Here is a 19,021-nt window from a genome sequence, read left to right as displayed (position 1 = left end):
GCGTAGACGAGTCACGGCGTCAGGACGATCTTGCCGCTCGTCGTGCGACTCTCCGCGAGGGCCAGGGCGCGACCGGCCTCGGCGAGGGGAAACCGTGCGGCGATCGCGGGGGTGAGACGGCCGTCGGCGAGCGCGCTGAACACAGCCGCCGCTGCGTCCCGCTGCTTAGAGTGGAAACGCTTGGCGTTCAGCTTCTTTCCCTTCCAGAAGTTGTAGAAGCGAGCGCGCCTGCCGTTCGGGACCATGTTCCAGAGGTACAGGCGTCCGAAGAGCTTCAGTACGGGGAGCCGGGCGTTTCCGGGATCGTCCTTGGTGGCGGCCGTGCCGTAGGAGATCAGCGATCCGCCGCGTCGGAGCAGTCGCCACGAGGCGACGATGCCGTCGCCGCCGATGTGGTCGAAGACCGCGTCGACTCCGTTCGGGGCCAGTGCGGCGAGTTCGCGGTGGACGTCGCCGGCGCGGGAGTCGACGACGCGGATTCCGTGCGCCGTCAGATCGTCGTGGTGACGCGCCGACGCCGTGCCGATCACCGTGATGTCGCGCAGTGCCGCCAGCTGGGCGAGCATGCCGCCGACACCGCCGCTGACTCCGAAGACCACGATCGTTCCGCCGTCGGGAACTCGAGCCTCGGCGAGCATCTGCCACGCGGTGATGCCGTTGACGACGACGGTCTCGATCTCGTCGGCCGAGACTCCGGCGGGCACCGCGAGCAGGTCGGCCGCGTCGACGGCGACGACCTGCGCCCATCCGCCGGTCTTGGTCACCGCGGCGAACCGCCGACCGATCAGATCGGGGGAGGCGTCGCTGCCGACGGCGACGACGGTCCCCACGACGTCGTAACCGGGCACGAACGGGAACGGCGGCTGGTCGAAGTACTTGCCGCGCCGCATCTGCTGCTCGGCGAACGACACCCCCGTCGCCTCCATGCGCAGCAGTACCTGATCGGAGCCGGGCGTCGGTGGTCGGCCGCGGTCGAGTTCGAGGCCGTTCGGTTCGACGAGGCCGGGGAGAACGATGCGTAGGACGGTGTCGGTCGTCGTGGTCATGGTGATTCCTCTCGATATAGAGTGATTGTTCACTCACTATTGGTGATGTGTCTATGACTGCGAGCGGTGGCGGGTGATCAGGGGTGGAACATGCCTGCGGTGAGCAGCCGAGCCCACTGGTCGTCCACGTCGGTCATGCCGGTCGTGACGATCAGATGGCACAGCTGTCCGTAGGCCATGAAGCGCTGAACCGCGTCGTCGGCGGCGCCGGACAGTCTCTTCGCGGTGTCGACGACATCGGCGATTCCCGTGCGCAGGGCGGCGCCGATGTCGGGTATGTGGGCGACGGCCTGCGCGTGCACCTGCAGCATCAGCAGTTCGCGGTCGCGGATGAGCAGCGCGTACGCGTCGCCCATCGCTTCCAGGATCTCGTCGGGGTCCGTGGTGTCCGCACGGGCCGCGGCCGACGTCACCGCCGCGACCACCTTCGCGAAACAGGTCTCGAGCGCTACACCGAAGAGTGACTCCTTCGACGGAAACAGTTTGAAGACGTATGCGGGTGAGATCCCCGCCTCGCGGGCGACGTCGGCCACCGTCGTTCCGTGATAGCCGCCGCGCGCGAACTGGGTCAGCGCTGCTTCGGCGACGATCGGACGACGCTGCTCGGCGGTCGACAGCTTCCCTTCTGACATGAGAGTGACTGTACACTCACTCTCTCCCTGTTGTCGATGCACCGTCGCGTGCACCCGGCCGATCGCCTGGTCAGACCATCTCCGGGTGATGGATCCGGGCCACATCGGGGTGCGCGCGCAGGCGTGCCTTGAGCATGTTCTCGCCGAAGGTGCCCGAGATCGGGTTGGCCGGGTCCTGAGTGACGCCGGGGGCCTCGTCCTTCAGGGCTGCCGGTAGTTCGAGGTGAGGCATCGTCGACGACAGCGCCGGGTTGAAGAAGAAGGGGATCGACAGGCGGGTGTCGCCCGCGGGCGGGGAGACGACGCGGTGCATCGTCGCCTTCAAGTAGCCGTCGGTGGCCCACTCCATCAGCTCGCCGATGTTGACGACGAACGCCCCCGGCACCGGTGGAGCGTCGACCCACTCCTCGTCGCGCAGGACCTGCAGGCCGGCCTTGCCCGGTTCCACCATCAGGAGGGTCAGCACGCCGGGATCCTTGTGCGCGCCGACGCCCTGCTTGTCGGACGCGGCGCGGCCGGGGTACTTCACCAGTTTGATCAGGGTCGACGGTCGGTCGGCGAACCCTTCGTCGAAGGCGTCGCGGGAAGCACCCAGGGCCGTGGCCCATTCGCGCATGAGACGCAGTCCGATGCGGCCGCAGCGTTCCTGCCAGTCGCGTACCGCGGTCTTCAGCCCGGGGAGTCGGTCCGGCCACAGGTTGGGGCCGTCCAGGATCAGGTAGTCCTCGTCACCGTCGAGCGGCGAATACTCGGCGGCGATGTCGATCTGTTCCCGCCAGTCGATGCCCCCGTCGGTGTACTCGCCGCCGAATCGGGTGTAGCCGCGGAAGTGGGGGCTCTTGACCATCTCGACGGACTTCTTCGCGTCGTCGTCCAGCGCGAAGAACTCACGGCTCACCGCGAACATGTCGTCGATCGCCTCCTCCGAGACGCCGTGGCCGACGAGGTAGAAGAAGCCGACGCTGTGCGTCGCCTCGAGGAGTCGATCGCGGAAGAGGGCGCGATCGGCGTCGTCGCCGTCGAGGAGTGCCATGTCGACGATGGGCAGAGATGTGGTCATGAGTGCGATTGTCTCACCGAGTCCGCAAGGTCTGCCCGGCGCCGGGGAACCGTGTTCTCGGCGGTCGGCTGACACGGCATGCGTACTCGCGCATGAGTACGATCGAAGGACGGGCGTCGTCGCGCGCCGACTGACTCGCAAGTCGTCGACGGCACAACCGGATTCGACGACGACGTTCACGACCAGACCTCGGTCCACCAGCTCGATTCAGGAGACACATTGCTGACTGTCAAGGCTTTTACCGCCACGTCCGCCACCGATCCGCTCGCGCCCGCCACCATCGAACGCCGCGACGTCGGCGCGCACGATGTCCTGATCGCGATCCGCTACGCGGGAATCTGCCATTCGGACATCCACACCGTCCGCGAGGAGTGGGGCGAGATCACGTTCCCGCAGGTCGTCGGCCACGAGATCGTCGGCGAGGTCGCCGAGGTGGGCAGCGGCGTCACCGAGTTCGCGGTCGGTGATCGTGTCGGCGTCGGCTGCATGGTGAACTCGTGCCGCGAGTGCGACGCATGCAAGGCCGGTCTCGAACAGTACTGCGCCGCCGGCAACACCGGAACGTACGCGTCGGTCGACCACGACGGAACCATCACCCAAGGCGGATACTCGACGCACATCGTCGTCGACAAGGACTTCGTTCTCCGTGTGCCCGAGTCGATTCCGTACGAGGCCGCGGCACCGCTGCTGTGCGCGGGGATCACCACGTACTCGCCGCTGGCCCACTGGAATGCGGGCCCGGGCAAGCGTGTCGCCGTCGTCGGGATGGGCGGACTCGGCCACATGGCCGTCAAGATCGCCGCAGCGATGGGTGCCGACGTCACCGTGCTGTCGCAGACCCTGTCGAAGCAGGACGACGGTCTGGCCTTCGGTGCGAAGCACTACTACGCGACCAGCGACCCGAAGACGCTGAAGGACCTCCGCAACAGCTTCGACCTGGTCATCAACACGGTCAGCGCACCTCTCGACTTCGACGGTTTCGTTCGGCTGCTGGCCCTCGACGGAGTGTGGGTCAACGTGGGAGCGCCCGCCGAGCCCATCTCGATGCGCGTCTTCTCACTGTTCAACAATCGCCGTTCGTTCGCCGGCTCGAACATCGGCGGCATCGCCGAGACCCAGGAGATGCTCGACTTCTGTGCCGAGCACGACATCGCACCCGAGGTCGAGGTGATCGGCGCGGACGCGATCAACGACGCATACGAGCGCGTTCTGGCCAGCGACGTGCGATACCGCTTCGTCATCGACACGGCGACGCTGTAGCCCGCGACTGGCCGACGGCCTCGACGTCGAGCACGCGCGCGGTGCCCGATGCGGTCGGCGGCCGTCCGGCGCGCGGGCCTCAGTCGTCGTGCCGCCCCAGCCACGTCAGCGTCGCGACGACGAGCGCCCGAGTCCCGGTGTCGAGTGTCGGCTGGATGACGGGTGCGAACGTGGCGGAGTGATTCACGGGGATGTCGGCGGACACCCGCCCGGCCTCCTCGGCTGCTCGGTACACGTCGGGGTCGATTCCGCCGATTCCCCAGTACGAGTACGGCACGGCCAGCGCAGTCGGAATGTCGCTGAAATCCTCGCTCGCGGTCTGCAAGGGGAGCGGTCCCGCACTGTCGCCGAAGTGCGCGGTGAAGGCCTCGGTGATCCGGGCGGTGACGTCGGCGTCGTTGACGGTCGGCGGAAACCGGTCGAACAACTCGAAGTCCGGGTCTTTCGGCGAGCCCGATCCCTGGCATTCGGCGACGACGATCCGACGGATCGCGTCCAGGACGGCGGTGCGCACCGCGGGGCTGTACGTCCGAACGTTCAGTTCGATCACGGCCTGATCGGGAATGATATTGCTCTTGCTGCCGGAAGCGATCCGTCCGACGGTCAGGACCGCGGGTTCGGTGGGCGGGGTCTCCCGAGAGACGACGGTCTGCAAGCGGACCACGATCATCGCCGCGATGACCACGGGATCGATCGTCGCCTGCGGCATCGACCCGTGACCGCCGCGTCCGTACACGGTGATCCGCATGCTGTCCGCGGCCGACAGCACCGGACCCTCCTTGGTCCCGACGTACCCGGCGGGCATCGGAAGCACGTGTTGAGCGAAGGCGACGTCGACGTCGCCGACGAGTTCGGCCAGCCGATCGTCGAGCATGGTGCGTGCGCCGTCGCCGGTCTCTTCGGCGGGCTGGAAGACCAGGACGACGGTGCCGCTCCACTCGTGGGCGCCGTCGGACAGCAGTTGGGCCGCGCCGAGAAGACAGGTCACGTGGACGTCGTGTCCACAGGCGTGCATGACTGGAACCTCGGCGCCGTCGTCGTCGGTCGTAGTCACTGCGCTCGCATAGGGGAGTCGAGTCGCTTCGCGTACCGGCAGTGCATCCATGTCGGCGCGAAGCAGGACGGCCGGGCCGTCGCCGTTGCGCAGAACGCCGACGACTCCTGTGCCACCGACCCCGGCGTGCACCTCGAACGACGTCTGTTCGAGACGTTTCACGATCTCGTCGGCGGTGGCGTACTCGTGATGCGACAACTCTGGGCTGCTGTGCAGACGGCGGTAGCAGTCCTCCTGCCACTCCCGGATGCCGGATAGACCATTCAGTACAGTGCTCAGCCCAGATTCTGTGCCCATGACGTCCAGTCTGTCACCGATGGGTCGGCGGCGACGGTCGTAACCGGGAGTGTTCGCTCGGGCGACGCCGGGCCGACCGAGTACCGAGCCCTGTTAGGGTCTAGCGATGCAATCCAGCCGCGAGCATCGCGACGACTCGATCCCGGCCGACGGCGACACCGCCACGACGGAATCGGCCTTCCACCTCGCGCAGGCCATTCGGTCGGGTCGACGCACATCGCGTCGTGTGGTCGACGAGCACATCGAGATACTCCGCCGACGTCCCGAACTGGGAGCCGTGGCGCAGGATCGTTTCGCGACGGCGCTCGCCGAGGCCGACGCGGCCGACCGGGCGATCACCGCCGCGGCCGAGGATCAGACGCTGCCGCCACTGCTCGGCGTCCCGTTCACGGTGAAGGAGTCGATACCCGTCGCCGACATGCCGTATACGGGCGGTCTGGTGAGCCGCCGAGGCGTCCGGTCGGAGTCGGACGCGGTGGCGGTGGCGCGGCTCCGCGCCGCCGGGGCGATCGTGATCGCGGTGACCAACACCGCCGAGCTGTGTCTCGGGATCGAGAGCTACAACGCGGTGTACGGCCGGACCACGAATCCTTACGACCGTGCGCGGGTGGCGGGCGGATCCTCCGGTGGGGAAGGCGCCGCGGTCGGAGCGGGGGCGGTCCCGTTCGGCGTCGGTGCCGACACCGGCGGTTCCATCCGAATCCCGGCGTTCTTCTGCGGGGTGTTCGGGCACAAGCCGACGCCGGGACTGGTGCCCAGCACCGAGCAGATCCCGTCGCTCACCGCATACTCCGGTGCCGAGTCCGACGCCATGGAGACCATCGGCCCGCTCGCCCGCCGTGCGGCCGACCTGATGCCGCTCGTGCGCATCATGGCCGATGTCGACAACGCGGTGCTGCCCGATCCGGCGTCAGTCGACCTCGACGGCAGGCCCGTCGTCGTCCCGGACGGCAGCACCTACCTGCGGCCGATCTCGGCGGAACTCGCTGCCGCCCGAGACCGGGCCGTGCAGGTCCTCGCCGACGCCGGCGGCGAGGTGCGGCATGTCCCGCTTCCCGGCCTGCGTCGCGCCGCCCAGTTCTATCTGTTCGAGTTGCGCAGACACGCGGGAACGTCCGTAGGAGAGCTCTTCGACCTGTTCGCCGAGTCGCCCTATCGGGGTCGGCGACCGGCGTGGACACGCGCCCACAGCCCCCAACTGAAACTGGCGATCATCGGCGATCGTCTGGCCGGTGTGCTCCCCGACGTCGCGCAACGGCGGATCAGCGCGGCCGGTGACGCCCTCGCCGCCGAGATCGACGACGCGATCGGCGACGGTGTGCTCGTGCACCCGCCGTTCCCGCGGCCGGCGCCCCGACACAACGGGACACTCGCGCGACCGTGGCTGTTCGGTGGCGCCGCGGTGTTCAACCTGCTGGGTCTGCCCGTCACTCAGGTTCCGCTCGGCCTCGATCGCCGCGGGCTGCCGTTGGGCACGCAGGTCGTCGGTGCACCCGGCAACGACCACGTGACGATCGCCGCCGCACTCGAGATCGAACGCCGCTTGGGCGGCTGGGTGCCTCCGCGCGCCGGGTGACGCCTCGACCGTCGGTGGATCCCGACCGTCTGGGATCACCGCGGTCGGCTCGTTACTCGTCGGCCTTCTCCCGGTCCGGCCTCCGGTGCCCGGTATGAGTCGGCGAGACTGCGCGAAGATCGCGATTTACACCCCGCCGTTGGCGGCCCTATACAGGTCGTCCAAGTCGCGGGACGCCAAATGCTCGTCGAACTCGGCGGACACTACCTTGAAGCGATCTTCAAGTCCGACGATCAAGCTTTGGCACAGTTCCCCAAGCTGCCGAAGGCGTTCTTCCGTGGGAGCTGCCAACGAAGCGCTTAACACTCCGGTACCCACAACAGCGCGAGGCATCGGGGGCGGCGTCAGGAAAGCGAGAATTTTGTACTGGTCGTGCTTGCCTGTGTGATGTGCTATCTGACGGTTCGCTATCTCTAACAGGTCGTCATGCGCTTCCTTGTACTCGGGCGTCAGCGATTGATACCAACCTTCAGTGATCTTCAGTCGACTCCCTTGGGGAACGAGTTGGGCCTTGCCCGTGGTGAACCCACGCCGGTACGCGATTGCGGCGGAAGTCCACAGTGACTTCGCAACGATCTGTTGCGACTCTTCATCGCAGTTGAGTTTTCCTGAGTTTAGGTAGGCCGTAACGCAGTTTTGCGCGAAGGTGAAGTCGCTGACGAGTGACCGGAGGTCGGCTAGCTGACTAGGTAGATTGCCCTCGAACCCCACCTGTAAGAACTCTTGCGAGTTGATCCCGTCCACGGGCATTTCTTCTGACATGAAGATCAGGATATTGGAGTTTGATCCATCCCGGTGTTTCCGGAGAGCTCAGGTCGTGAGTGCCTCCTCCGGATTGAGGGTGGCGATCCGATCGTAGTGGAGTCGCTCGGCGTGGTCGGGGGTGAGGTCGTGGCAGTAGCTGTGAGGCCGCTGCCGGTTGTAGAACGCGACCCATTCGGCGGTGGCCAGTGACAGTTCCGCGACGCCGTGGAATCGGGGCTGGTTGTCGACGAGTTCGTTCTTGTAGTCGGCGTTGACCGATTCGGCTAACGCGTTGTCGTAGCTGTCACCGATGCTGCCGATCGAGGCGGCGATCCCCGCTGCGGCCAGCCGTTGCCCGAACGCGAGAGCCGTGTACTGCGACCCCGCATCGCTGTGATGAATCAGATGATCGAAAGCCGTTGTGCCACAACGTTTCCGGTTGTCAATCGCGTTGTCGATAGCGGTGGTGACCAGGTCGGAGGTCATCTCCGCGGCGACTTTCCAGCCGACGATCTTGCGGGCGAAGACGTCGGTGACGAACGCGGTGTAGGCCCAGCCGCCGACGGTGCGGCAGTAGGTGAAGTCGGCCACCCACAGCCGGTTGGGTGCGGCCGCGTAGAAGTGGCGGTCGACCAGGTCGGCCGGCCGGTGATGCTCGGGGTTGGGGGTCGTGGTGCGCGGGGACTTTTTCTTCGACGCCCCGCGCCAGCCCATCTCACTCATGAGACGCTCGACGGTGCAGCGCGCCACATCAATTCCATTGCTGCGCAATATGATCCATGTCTTGCGTGAGCCCAGGACGCGGGTCAGCGGGTGCTGCCGGCGCATGGTGAAAATCGCGTCGATGACGCGAGCATCCGCCCGCATGCGCGCCGACGGACTCCGCCGACGGTACTCGTAGTACGTGGACGGGGCGATGGCCATACCGTGCTCGGTGAGCACCTGGCACATCGAATCGACTCCCCAGACAAGACCATCGGCGCCCACCCGGTTTCCCTGGTGAGCGCCGATGAACCCCACGATCAGCGATGTGGCCGGTCGATCTCGGCCGCGAAGAAAGCTGATGCCGCCTTCAGGATGCCGTTGGCACGTTTGAGTTCGGCGACTTCCTTGCGGAGCCGACGCACCTCCTCAGCCGTATCGGCCGAAGCGCCGCCCGAGGAGACCGAGGCGGCCCCGACGCCGGGGGCCTTACGCACCCACTGGCGCACCGTTTCGGCTGCGCCCACACCGAGCAGGTCCGCGGTCTTCTTCATCGCCGCCCACTCCGTCGAACCCTGACCCACCAACTCCACCACCATCGTCACCGCGTCACGCTTCAACTCCGCCGAGTAGTGCTTCGTTCCTGCTGCCATGAGATCCATCTTCCCTTGAGACGAACCCTCCGGAAATCCCGGGACGGATCAGCTTTACCTTCGCGAACTGTTCGCTTTCGAGCAATTCCGGCTGGTCAACTATTAGCGCCACGAACGTGTCTTCTACCAATCGCTCAAACGCCCCCCACAGCCCAAGCAAGGCGTGTGCGTGAAGAGTAGGGAAGCCCTCGTTCGCTTCCACAGCGGCGGTATCAGCCTTCCATCGGTGTCCCGCCGTTTCTTCCTCCGAATAGCCAAGCGCGTGCAACGTCTCTGGATACCGCGAAATGTGCCAGTAGCCTTCGTGTGTCAGGTGAACGAGCGCTTCGGTGCCTTCGGAGTATTCAAGCCAGGTCTGATATGGTTCCATCAAACAGCCCAACTGAACGGGGCGACCCGCTTTACTCGACATCTCTCGATGTTCTCATTCTCTTCTGGCAGCGTGCCGACTGCCCGACACAAGGTCTATCAGCCGGTGTTCGCGCTGGAACCGAAGCATGGTGAAGGCTTCGCGCATGGCGGGGTCGCCCAGGGCGCTCAGCGGCATTCCTGGGTCGTCAGGGAACCGGTAGGGGTCAGCGGACTGGCTGACACCCGGTTATCGCGTCCACGTCGTACTGAGCCAGGACGTACCCACCGGCCCCCGGCCTGATTCCCGCGTCACGAAGGCGGCGACGGACGGCCCGGGTTGTGGTGCCCAGCATGGCGGCGACTTCGGCAACGGTCATCGGCGGTTCCTTCAGTGAGCAAGGTTGGACACCCAAGCGACCCGCTGAAGGTCCAGCGGCGACGGTCGGCCACACGGGGGTCGGGCGACGGGGCCGGTAGCGCGGTGGTCTGCCAGGCCCATACCTGGACCTAGCCCACACCGCCCACCATCTCGACGCGGTACTGGCTGGACTTCACCAGTGCGAGGACCAGACCGGCCAGCATTTCGGCCCGCGCCTGATCGAGTGCGTAGACCGCGACGGTGAAGGTCGGTGTGGCCAGGACGCCGGTCCGGTCTTCGCTACCCCCCGGTCAGCGACACCTCGATGAACTCCGCTCGTCTCCGTGTCGGTACGTCGTCGTGTACGGGCAGCGAAGACGTATCCAGTTGCGAGCCAATGACTTTCACTATTGTCAGCAGCGCGGGCGGTGTGGGATTAATCCGTCCACCGCTGAAGTAGGACCACACCACCGGGTTGCCAGCCCAGCGGGTTGTACTTGCCTGAGCCGGGCACGCCCTGGACTTCGTACGTGGTGTCTGGCTCATCAGGCGGGCGGAATCGGTCCCGACTACCGACCTGATCGACCCACGACCGGGGAGCCAACATGACGCGATCCACGACCAGCCGGTTGTGACCTTCGGTGAGTGGTTCCTGACTGTCGGGGAAGTTGAATCTGTAGCACTTCCGGTCGATGGGATCGCCCCAGTCCTCGATGGTGTTGCCGTAGTCGTCTTCGCCACCATCGAGGCCGGTTCTGTGCGGACCCACACCGCTATCGGGGCTTCCGGCCCGGCCCACCCTTGAGTCGATAGGCGGGGCTCCCACACACCCGCAGTAGGTGGCCGAAGTAACAGGCCAGAACTCCGTTTCGTGGGTTCCTTCCGGTTCTCCCGGCCCGACAGTTCGACGCCGACCCGATCGAACATCTCGCGCGACAGGATCGGTTCATCGCGGATGATGGGCGAACCGTCGTCACCGACCACCATCGTTTCCGGTCCCTGTATGCGGTGGCCCTGGGAGTCACGCTGCGCCACTTACCCGCTCGGAAGTTGTGCCTGAAGGCCGAAGCGTTCCGGTCGCTGATGGCTTCCAGCTCCATCTCAGCGACCTTGGCGAGCAGCAGCGCGATGATGTCACCGAACGGGGCGGTCAGGTCCAGGAACGACTCAGTCGCGGACACGATGGCGACGTTGCGCTGTTGCGCCCACCGGGTCACGTCGCGAGGTCCAGCAGATGAGGAACCAGACGGTCCATCCGGTAGAACACGATCACGCCGTACAGTATGGGATCGTCCAGCCAGCGGCCCAATTTGCGGACGGTGGAACGGTGAGGCCTTGCCCGCCGACGCGTCCAGGTCTTCGGCCACACCGACGACTTCGTACCCGCGCTGTTCGCAGAGCGTCCGACAGGGTTCTAGCTGGCGTTCTGGGCTGGTCGTGGCTTTGGTGACCTGCGATAGACGGACGACGATCAGGGCGCGGTGGTTCCTTATGATGTGTTGGTACGGCGGGGGTGCAATCCTGCGCCACCGGGACGCCGCCGACATAGATCTGCGTGCATCGCGCGTCATGGCATCCGGCGTGGGAGTGTCCGTCGCCGACGGCTGGGCCGCGCGGACGCGGGCCGACTGACCGGATCACGCGGATCGCCGAGATGTTCTGCCGGGTGCTCTCTCGCCGCGCGGGCCACGCCGTTCGGTGCGACGATGATCGCAGGGGGCATGCGAGAGGCGATGGATGCGGTACGTGCCCGAACACCGGTACTACTGGGAGACACCCACCGAGGGCGGCTGGGTGCCGAAGCAGTGGGAGTACGGTGCGGATTCTCTCGATGTCGAGGGCGTGTCGACCTTCTCCGAGCGGTTCACGCGGAAGATGATGCGCGGCATGCTCAAAGCCGACGCCCATGAGTCACGGACGGTATCGCGGCGGACCGCGATGACGGCGGTCCGGCGATACGAGCAGGCTCGGGCGCTCGCCGCATCCGGTGCACCCCTCCGGCCCGCGATCCTCATCGCCGTCGCCGACACCGGACTGACCGTCAAGACGATGTCCGACGGTCCGTCGCCGCTCAACGACGCCTCCGTCGTCATCGTCACGTTCGACGACGTCGGCGGCCGATTCGAGGCGATCACCGTACTCGGCCGGACGACGTTCCTGGATCCGGCGAGACCGCTCCTCGTCGTCGATCGTCCCGACGATCCGATTCCGATGTGGGCCGGTCGACAGGCTCTCGCCCGATGAACGAATGTGCGCAGTCGGCTCCGTGCAGTACGCGACGGCCGTTCGCGTGCGGTATCACGTTGCGGTCTCCGATTCAGTCTCCGACGTAGCCGAGTCTGCGTGACACCGCATCGGCGCCGTCCATGAGTGCGGAGGCGATCGTGTCGAGGCGCTGATCGGATATGTCCGCGGACAGACCTCCGATGCTCATGGCCGCCACCGGCTGGCCGCGTCGATCCTTGATGCAGGCGCCGAGTGCCACCACACCCGGTGTCACGTCGCCGGAACTGATCGCGTATCCGCGGTCCCTGGTCTCGGCGAGGGTCTGTCTCAGCTCGGCCTCGGGGATCTCGTTTCCCGCTGGGGTGACCATCGGCCCCTCCTTGAGAAGGCGGGGCAGCAGCGTCTTCTCCATCGCCGCCAGCAGGGCGACGGGTGCGCCGCCCAAGTACATGGGCAGAGAACGCCCCACCGTGAGGACCATGACGCGGATCGGTTGGCTGCTCTCGATCAAGTCGATGCACACCGCGCGCGTCCCGTCGGGGACCAGGAGATATACGTGCTCGTCGAATGCCGTTGCCAGCTCGGACATGACGTGACTCGCGACGGTTCGCAGGTCGAATCCGGCCAGGACGGTGGTCGCGAGTTCGAACACCTGGAGAGTGAGACGGTACGCGCCGCGATCGGTCCGCTCCACCCACCCGGCGAGTTCGAGCGTTCCGAGGAGCCGGTAGACGGTCGTTCGCGTGTACCCGGTCTGATCGATGACCTGAGTCAACGACAGTTCCGGTCCACCGTTCTTGAAGCATTCGAGCACCTCGATCGCCTTCACGACCGACGCGATGTGGTTCTTCGGGTCGACGACTCGACGCTGCTCATCAGTCCCCACTGCACACTCCTCCGCGTGTTGGCCCCGTCTGCCCGCGAAGAGGGCGGGGCGCCCCACACACATCTTTACTTGTGATGCTTGACACTCGGTAACAGGGTATGCCAATGTTCCGTATGGCGCACATAGAATCCGGATTCCGGACAACTCCCGAAAGGGGAGAGAACCTTCGGCAGACCGATGTCGTGCACGTTCTCGAGGTTCCCCGTCTCGGTCCGGCCAGGTTGTGGAGGTGCGGTGACATCGGGTCGTCGCCCCGAGCCGAGATGCCCGGCTGGGCGGCGTTCGAGGCGGCGGTCGACAGATTCCGGCCGGTGGCCGATCTCGGGAGTTCCGCAGCGTTCGCGGCGGCGGTGGCCGAATGGGCATTCGCCGATACCGGTGTCACGTGTGCGTTCGTCGGCGGAACGGTCTCGATTCACGGCTTGTCGTACCAGTCGACACGCCGTGATGTCGCATCGGCGGTCTGGAGCGGGTTCTGCCGGGGGATCGCGGCGGAGTCGGTCGCTCGCGGGGCGGACGGCGAGGTCGTTCTCCGCTCAGATCACCCGGGATCGGACAGTCTCGCGCGGGATCTGGCGTCTCGCGGCATCGACATCCGCGGCGAGTCGTCGACTGAACAGGTCGGCGAGCTGATGGAGATGGACCGATTGGTGCGTGCCGCGTCGTCTTCCGAGGCCGAATGCGTACGGAGGACTGCATCATGACATTGCGCGTGGTGATCGGTATCGACAAGGGGACGAGCACCCTGAAGACCGCCGCGATCGATGTCGCGAGCGGCCGCTTCGTCGCCGAGGCCGGAGCGAGGACACCGTCGTCGTTCCCGCATCCGGGCTTCCATGAGGAGGACGCGGACGGTACCTGGTCGGCGGTCGCGTCGACCATCCGGACCGTGGTCGGTGCGCTGCCCGAGGAGGCTGCGATCGTGGCCGTCGGAGTGACCGGACACATGGGCGGCGTATGGGCGATCGATGAGAACGGCGAGCCGGTCAGACCGGCGATCTGCTGGCCGGACTCGCGGGCCGTGTCGATCCTCGACCGGGTCGTCGAAGCCGACGACGGTCGGATGTTCGCGATCGGTGGCAACGCGATCGTGCCGGGAACTCCGTATCCGCTGCTGGCGTGGATCAAAGAGCACGAGCCGGAGAACTACCGCCGGATCAGCACCTTCTTCATGGCGAAGGACTACGTCAACTACCGCCTCACCGGGGTCATCGCGACCGAGGAGTCCGATCTCTCGTTCGCCCCCTGCGATTTCGCCGGTCGGTGTCGTTCCGACGAACTGTTCGCGATGTTCGGCCTCGACGACGCCGTCGAGAAGCTGCCCCGCATCGGACGCAGCATCGATCTCCTCGGCTACGTCACCGAGTCCGCGGCGGCCGAGACAGGTCTGCCGGCCGGCACACCCGTCGGCGCGGGCACCGGCGACGCGACCGCCAACATGCTCGGTACCGGAGCGACCGCCGACGGACAGGCGGTCACCACACTCGGAACCAGTCTGATGAACGGGACCTCGACGGACCATCCGATATTCGAGCCCGAGGGCGTCGGGTTCGGATTCCTCATGCCGAACAGTCGATGGCAGCGACAGATCAGCAACTCCGGCGGTGGCACCCTGTGTCTCGATTGGGTCGTCGAGACGTTCTGTCCCGAGATCGTCGAGCGGATCGCGGCGGACGAGACCACTCTCGGCGCCGTCGTCGACGCGGCGATCGCGAACACCGAGCCCGGAGCCTGCGGTCTGCTGTTCCATCCCTATCTGAACACCGCCGGAGCCACGGCACCGTTCGTCGACGTCAACGCGCGGGGAAGCCTGGTCGGTCTCACACCCGAGATGACGTGCGACCACATGATCCGCGCGGTCCTGGAGGGCACGGCCATGTCGATCCGACACTGCTACGAGGCGATGCCGGTGCCGATCGACACGATCCGGCTGACCGGTGGCGGTGCGCGCAGCCGCGTGTGGGCGCAGATCATCTCCGATGTGCTGCAGAAGACGATCATCGTGCCCGACGTATCCGAGTCCGGGGCTCTCGGCGCGGCCCTCCTCGCGGCGGTGGCCGCCGGCGAGTTCCCCGATCTCGACACGGCGGCCGACCACACGATCCCGATCGGCCGCGTCCACGAGCCGAACCCCGCCAATGCCGACCTCTACGACCGCGTCTTCGCGGAGTACCGAGACACGCTGCCCGCGCTGCGGCGGCTGTGGCCGTCGCTGGCGCGAGCCCGGACGACCGTACCGGTCTGACCGGCGACGCGCATTCCGATCACTGAACCACGATTAAGGACGAACACTCGTATGGCGATCATCCGCACCGTTCTGCGCGACATCGAACCCGAGGAACTCGGTGTCACGCTCTGTCACGAACATCTCTTCACCGGTCCGCCGCTGTGGGCGCGATCGAAGGACTCCGACATGGTCCTTGCCGATGTCGATGCCGCGATCGGCGAGAGCAGGGACTTCGCTGCCGTCGACGGCGGTGCACTGATCGAGATGACGACCGAGGACTACGGCCGTGACATCGAAGGACTCCTCGCCGTGGCACGGGCAGCGTCACCACATCTGATCTCCGCGACCGGCTACCAGAAGGGAATCTACTACCCGGAATCGGCCGAGACCGAGAGCGTCGACGACATCGCGGCTCGGTTCGTCTCCGACATCGTCGAGGGCGTTGACGATACGGACGCTCGCTCCGGCGTGATCAAGTTCGGCACCTGCCGGACCGACGAGATCCGCGGTGACGAGCGGAAGGTTCAAGAGGCGGTCGCGTCCGCGCACCTGCAGACCGGCGCCCCGATCGCGACGCACTGCCAAGCGGGAACCCTGGGTGACGCCCAGGTCGAGCGCTTCCGAGACCTCGGAGTGGCACCGGACCGGATTCTGATCGGGCATCTCGATCGGAATCTCGACTACGACTACATCCGGTCGATCGCCGTCACCGGTGCATGGCTCGGATTCGACCACTGGACCAAGCCGAAGTATCCGTCGGACGAGATCCGCGTCGACTTCGTTCGCCGTCTGTTCGAGGAGGGATTCACCCGGATCATGATCTCCGGAGACCTCGGACGACCGTCGTATCAGCCGCACCACGGTGGATCTCCGGGATTCGCCGGACTCCTCACTCAGGTCCGTGACCGCCTCCCGGCCTCGATCATCGAGCAGGCGACGATCACGAATCCGCGCGAATTCTTCGCCTTCGAACCGAAGGAGGCCGTCTGATGGTCGAGACCGAAGGCGTTCTGTTCGACCTCGATGGGACACTCATCGATTCACGACAGGCGATCATCGAGGCATACCGGCAGACGTTCGAGCAGGACATCGGTCGGCCATTGCCCGCACCGCTGGAGGATGCGAGCAACCTCATGGCGCCCAGACCTCCGGAGCTGTTCGCCGAGTGGGCGCCCGGCGACGGAGATCCGCTCGAACTCGAGCGGGCCTACGGCGCCCACTACGAGTCCGGCGCGTACCGGTTCTGCGTCGTCTATCCGGGACTTCACCAGATGTTGGCGGCGCTGAACGACCGCGGCATCGTCGTCGGCATCGTCACGAACAAGCGTCGAAGCCGCGTCGAAGCCGACTTCGACTTCCTCGGACTGGCCGAATCGGACTTCGCGACAGTGGTGACCGCTGACGACAGCGTCGAACGTAAACCGCATCCGCGTCCCATCGAGATCGGACTCGAACGTGCGGGTCTCGATCCGGTGAGCTCGTGGTACGTCGGCGACGGCCCGCACGACGTCGAAGCCGGCTCCGCGGCCGGAACCCGAACCATCGGCGCGGGCTACGGCTACTACGGTGCCGAGCGTTTGAGCGCGGCCTCGCCGACGACGATCGCGCGGTCGCTCGCGGACATCGTCACGGCCGTGTAGCGACCTTCGCAGAAACCTCCCATCGGTGGCGGGCTCGGAGCCCGTCGCCTCATCCCGTCATGCTCCCGTCACCCGACGAGAGCCCGTCTGAAACGGAACTCCCATGACGAAATCCATCACCACTCGGAGCGTCGAACTCCGGACGGTCACCGATGTCGACAACGTCGTCGACACCGAGGACATCAGGACTCGGCGCCACAAGACGATGCTCGTGCTGGGCCTTGCGGGCATCGCCTTCGAGGCCTACTTCCTCGCCGTCCTCAGCGGCGGCACCGCTCCGATGCAGGAACAGCTCCACCTGGACGGAAACGGCGTCGGTCTGGTCAGTGCGTTCGGCTACATCGCGACACTGGTCACGGCTGCCACCTGCGGTCTTCTCGCCGACCGCTTCGGCCGGGTGCGGCTCATGGTCATCGCCAAACTGATCGCCGTGGTCGCCGCCCTTCTCATGGCCGCCGCTCCGTCGTTCGCCGTCCTCGTTATCGCCCGGTGCATCGCCGGTGCGGCATACGGCGTGGACCTCGGTGTCGCGATGGCGTACTTGTCGGAGAACCTCCCCAAGAAGCGGCGCACGCTCCTCAATTTCTGGCAGGCGCAGTGGTACATCTCGACCGTGTTCGCCCTGGTCATCATGCTCGTCCTCTACCAGTTCGACGTCGGTCTGAACATCTGGCGCTGGGGTCTGGTCACGGCGGCGATTCTGGCGTTCGGTGTGGCCGTCGCTCAGTGGACCCTGATGCCGGACAGCCCGCGCTGGCTCGCCCGCCGCGGTGACGTCGACGGAGTCGAGGACGCACTGTCGGCGATGTATCGAATCGATGCGGTCTTCCCGACGGGTGAGATCCGATCGGTGGTCGAGTCTCCCACCGACACGCCCAAGTGGTCCGCGCTCTTCGAAGGCCGCTACCTGCCGCGTACGATCCTCGCGAACCTGGTCACGATGCTGCAGGGCCTGCAGTACTACGCGGTGGCCTACTATCTGCCGGTCATCGCGCTGTCCCTGTTCGGTGACGATTTCGGAGAAGCGACGTTCGGATCGATCGTCTTCAACCTGTTCGGCATCGTCGGCGGTCTCGCCTCGATATGGTTCGCAGCCAAGCTCGGCGTGACCGGTGCCGCTCGCTACGGCTTCCTCGCCGTCGCGGTGATGATCTTCATCCTCGGCGTCGGCGTCGACTCCCTGCCGACCGTCCTCGCCTTCATCGTTCCGGCGGCGTTCATCTTCTTCCACTCGGGTGGCCCGGGCGCCTCCGAACTCACGATGGCCGCCATGGCGTATCCGAGTGATCTTCGCGGCCGCGGATCGCAGTTGGCGTCGATCTCGCAGTCGATCGGCGGAATCGTCGGTCTGTACCTGTTCCCGCGCCTGATGGACGCGATCGGTCTCGGCACCACCATCACGATCTTCGTCGTCGTCCCGCTCCTCGGCGCCCTGGTCAGCACCGTGATCCGGTGGGAGCCGATGAACACTGACGCCGACGCTGAAGCCGAGGGCGTCACCGACCCGGCCGAGAGGGCGACCCGATGAGAGACGGCCGGGTCGCACTCGTCACGGGCGGAGCGCGAGGTCTGGGCTTCGCGATCGGGCGGCGGCTCGCCGAGGACGGTCTCACTGTCGTCTTGGCCGACCTCGCGGTGTCGTCCGTCACCGAGTCAGCACAGGAGATCGACGGCCGCGCACACGTGCTGGACGTCACCGACGACGCGTCGGTCGAGAAGACGATCACCTGGATCGAGGACGAGCTGGGCAGGCTCGACGTCCTGGTCAACAATGCGGGCATCATCTCGCGAACCGCGTCCCACGACGTGGACTCGGCGGTGTGGACCCGAGAGATCGACGTGCACCTCGGCGGAACCATGCGTTGTTCGCGTCAGGCGCACCGACTGCTCTCCTCATCCGACTCGGCGTCGGTGATCAACCTCGCATCGGTGGGCTCGACGCTCGGCCTTCCGATGCGCCTGGCGTACACCGCCGCGAAGTCGGGGATCACGGGTATGACCAGGACATTGGCTGCCGAGTGGGGACCCGACGGCATCCGGGTCAACGCGATCGCTCCCGGATACATGGACACCGCCATGACACGTTCGGGCATCGAGACCGGCGTGCTCGACGGCGACCGTCTCCTACAGCGGACCCCGCTGCGGCGACTCGGGCGACCCGACGAGATCGCATCGTCGGCGTCGTTCCTGGCGTCGAGTGACGCGTCGTTCGTCACCGGCACCGTCTTGTGCGTCGACGGAGGAATCACCGTCGACGGCACTTTCCACAATGAACAGTAAGACCTACTCGACGAATGAGAGCAGTTTCG

Annotated in this window: 18 protein-coding genes; 9 read left to right on the top strand and 9 right to left on the bottom strand. The window is 66.2% G+C overall.

The window, feature by feature from the left end:
• Positions 1-11: 11 nt before the first annotated feature.
• The 3 genes from BKA16_RS03080 to BKA16_RS03070 form a co-directional block, all read right to left on the bottom strand.
• Positions 12-1,046, bottom strand: a complete 1,035-nt coding sequence (locus BKA16_RS03080; protein ID WP_183369300.1) for a zinc-binding dehydrogenase — start codon at positions 1,044-1,046, stop codon at positions 12-14.
• A gap of 77 nt (positions 1,047-1,123) precedes the next feature.
• Positions 1,124-1,678 (bottom strand): TetR/AcrR family transcriptional regulator, encoded by a 555-nt coding sequence (locus BKA16_RS03075; RefSeq protein ID WP_183369299.1) that lies wholly within the window; start codon positions 1,676-1,678, stop codon positions 1,124-1,126.
• 70 nt (positions 1,679-1,748) lie between these two features.
• On the bottom strand, positions 1,749-2,738 hold the full coding sequence (locus BKA16_RS03070; RefSeq protein WP_183369298.1) for an isopenicillin N synthase family dioxygenase: 990 nt from the start codon (positions 2,736-2,738) through the stop codon (positions 1,749-1,751).
• A 219-nt stretch (positions 2,739-2,957) separates the two neighbouring features.
• Between BKA16_RS03070 and BKA16_RS03065 the strand changes: the two genes are divergently transcribed.
• Positions 2,958-3,998, top strand: coding sequence for an NAD(P)-dependent alcohol dehydrogenase (locus BKA16_RS03065; RefSeq protein ID WP_221246723.1), 1,041 nt, complete (start codon positions 2,958-2,960; stop codon positions 3,996-3,998).
• A 79-nt stretch (positions 3,999-4,077) separates the two neighbouring features.
• Here BKA16_RS03065 and BKA16_RS03060 read toward each other — a convergent pair whose 3' ends face one another.
• Positions 4,078-5,349 (bottom strand): amidohydrolase, encoded by a 1,272-nt coding sequence (locus BKA16_RS03060; protein WP_183369297.1) that lies wholly within the window; start codon positions 5,347-5,349, stop codon positions 4,078-4,080.
• 106 nt (positions 5,350-5,455) lie between these two features.
• Between BKA16_RS03060 and BKA16_RS03055 the strand changes: the two genes are divergently transcribed.
• Positions 5,456-6,925, top strand: a complete 1,470-nt coding sequence (locus BKA16_RS03055) for an amidase (protein ID WP_183369296.1) — start codon at positions 5,456-5,458, stop codon at positions 6,923-6,925.
• Positions 6,926-7,051: 126 nt separating this feature from the next.
• On the opposite strand, the gene BKA16_RS03050 is transcribed toward BKA16_RS03055, so the two are convergent.
• The 4 genes from BKA16_RS03050 to BKA16_RS24245 form a co-directional block, all read right to left on the bottom strand.
• Positions 7,052-7,687 carry a hypothetical protein gene (locus BKA16_RS03050; RefSeq protein WP_183369295.1) on the bottom strand — a complete coding sequence of 212 codons (636 nt, stop codon included), beginning with the start codon at positions 7,685-7,687 and terminating at the stop codon, positions 7,052-7,054.
• Between the two features lie 48 nt (positions 7,688-7,735).
• Positions 7,736-9,024 (bottom strand): IS3 family transposase gene (locus BKA16_RS03045; protein ID WP_183369294.1). Its coding sequence is split into 2 segments (ribosomal slippage): positions 7,736-8,730 and positions 8,730-9,024, totalling 1,290 coding nucleotides; the frame shifts between segments, so codons are not numbered across the junction.
• Positions 8,981-9,436: a hypothetical protein gene (locus BKA16_RS03040; RefSeq protein ID WP_183369293.1), complete on the bottom strand. Its 456-nt coding sequence runs from the start codon at positions 9,434-9,436 to the stop codon at positions 8,981-8,983. Before BKA16_RS03040 ends, BKA16_RS03045 begins: the two co-directional genes overlap by 44 nt.
• 1,070 nt (positions 9,437-10,506) lie before the next feature.
• Positions 10,507-11,280 (bottom strand): recombinase family protein, encoded by a 774-nt coding sequence (locus tag BKA16_RS24245; protein ID WP_425489505.1) that lies wholly within the window; start codon positions 11,278-11,280, stop codon positions 10,507-10,509.
• Positions 11,281-11,479: 199 nt separating this feature from the next.
• Here BKA16_RS24245 and BKA16_RS03030 point away from each other — a divergent pair, with 199 nt between their 5' ends.
• Positions 11,480-11,977, top strand: coding sequence for a hypothetical protein (locus BKA16_RS03030; protein WP_183369291.1), 498 nt, complete (start codon positions 11,480-11,482; stop codon positions 11,975-11,977).
• A 73-nt stretch (positions 11,978-12,050) separates the two neighbouring features.
• Here the strand turns inward: BKA16_RS03030 and BKA16_RS03025 are convergent, their stop codons facing one another.
• Positions 12,051-12,845, bottom strand: coding sequence for an IclR family transcriptional regulator (locus tag BKA16_RS03025; protein WP_343067258.1), 795 nt, complete (start codon positions 12,843-12,845; stop codon positions 12,051-12,053).
• A 182-nt stretch (positions 12,846-13,027) separates the two neighbouring features.
• Between BKA16_RS03025 and BKA16_RS03020 the strand changes: the two genes are divergently transcribed.
• The 6 genes from BKA16_RS03020 (at position 13,028) to BKA16_RS02995 (ending at position 18,992) form a co-directional block, all read left to right on the top strand.
• Positions 13,028-13,549 (top strand): hypothetical protein, encoded by a 522-nt coding sequence (locus tag BKA16_RS03020; protein WP_221246722.1) that lies wholly within the window; start codon positions 13,028-13,030, stop codon positions 13,547-13,549.
• Positions 13,546-15,090 (top strand): FGGY-family carbohydrate kinase, encoded by a 1,545-nt coding sequence (locus BKA16_RS03015; protein ID WP_183369288.1) that lies wholly within the window; start codon positions 13,546-13,548, stop codon positions 15,088-15,090. The genes BKA16_RS03020 and BKA16_RS03015 overlap by 4 nt, the downstream gene beginning before the upstream one ends.
• Before the next feature lie 51 nt (positions 15,091-15,141).
• Positions 15,142-16,062 carry a phosphotriesterase family protein gene (locus BKA16_RS03010; protein ID WP_183369287.1) on the top strand — a complete coding sequence of 307 codons (921 nt, stop codon included), beginning with the start codon at positions 15,142-15,144 and terminating at the stop codon, positions 16,060-16,062.
• On the top strand, positions 16,062-16,712 hold the full coding sequence (locus BKA16_RS03005) for an HAD family hydrolase (RefSeq protein ID WP_183369286.1): 651 nt from the start codon (positions 16,062-16,064) through the stop codon (positions 16,710-16,712). Before BKA16_RS03010 ends, BKA16_RS03005 begins: the two co-directional genes overlap by 1 nt.
• Positions 16,713-16,815: 103 nt before the next feature.
• Positions 16,816-18,240 carry an MFS transporter gene (locus BKA16_RS03000; protein WP_183369285.1) on the top strand — a complete coding sequence of 475 codons (1,425 nt, stop codon included), beginning with the start codon at positions 16,816-16,818 and terminating at the stop codon, positions 18,238-18,240.
• The gene (locus BKA16_RS02995) at positions 18,237-18,992 is read left to right on the top strand and encodes an SDR family NAD(P)-dependent oxidoreductase (protein WP_183369284.1); all 756 of its coding nucleotides are present in this window, start codon (positions 18,237-18,239) and stop codon (positions 18,990-18,992) included. Before BKA16_RS03000 ends, BKA16_RS02995 begins: the two co-directional genes overlap by 4 nt.
• Positions 18,993-19,021 lie beyond the last annotated feature (29 nt).

It is taken from the genome of Gordonia humi (assembly GCF_014197435.1).
Taxonomy (GTDB): domain Bacteria; phylum Actinomycetota; class Actinomycetes; order Mycobacteriales; family Mycobacteriaceae; genus Gordonia; species Gordonia humi.
This window is presented reverse-complemented; position numbering and strand designations above follow the sequence as displayed.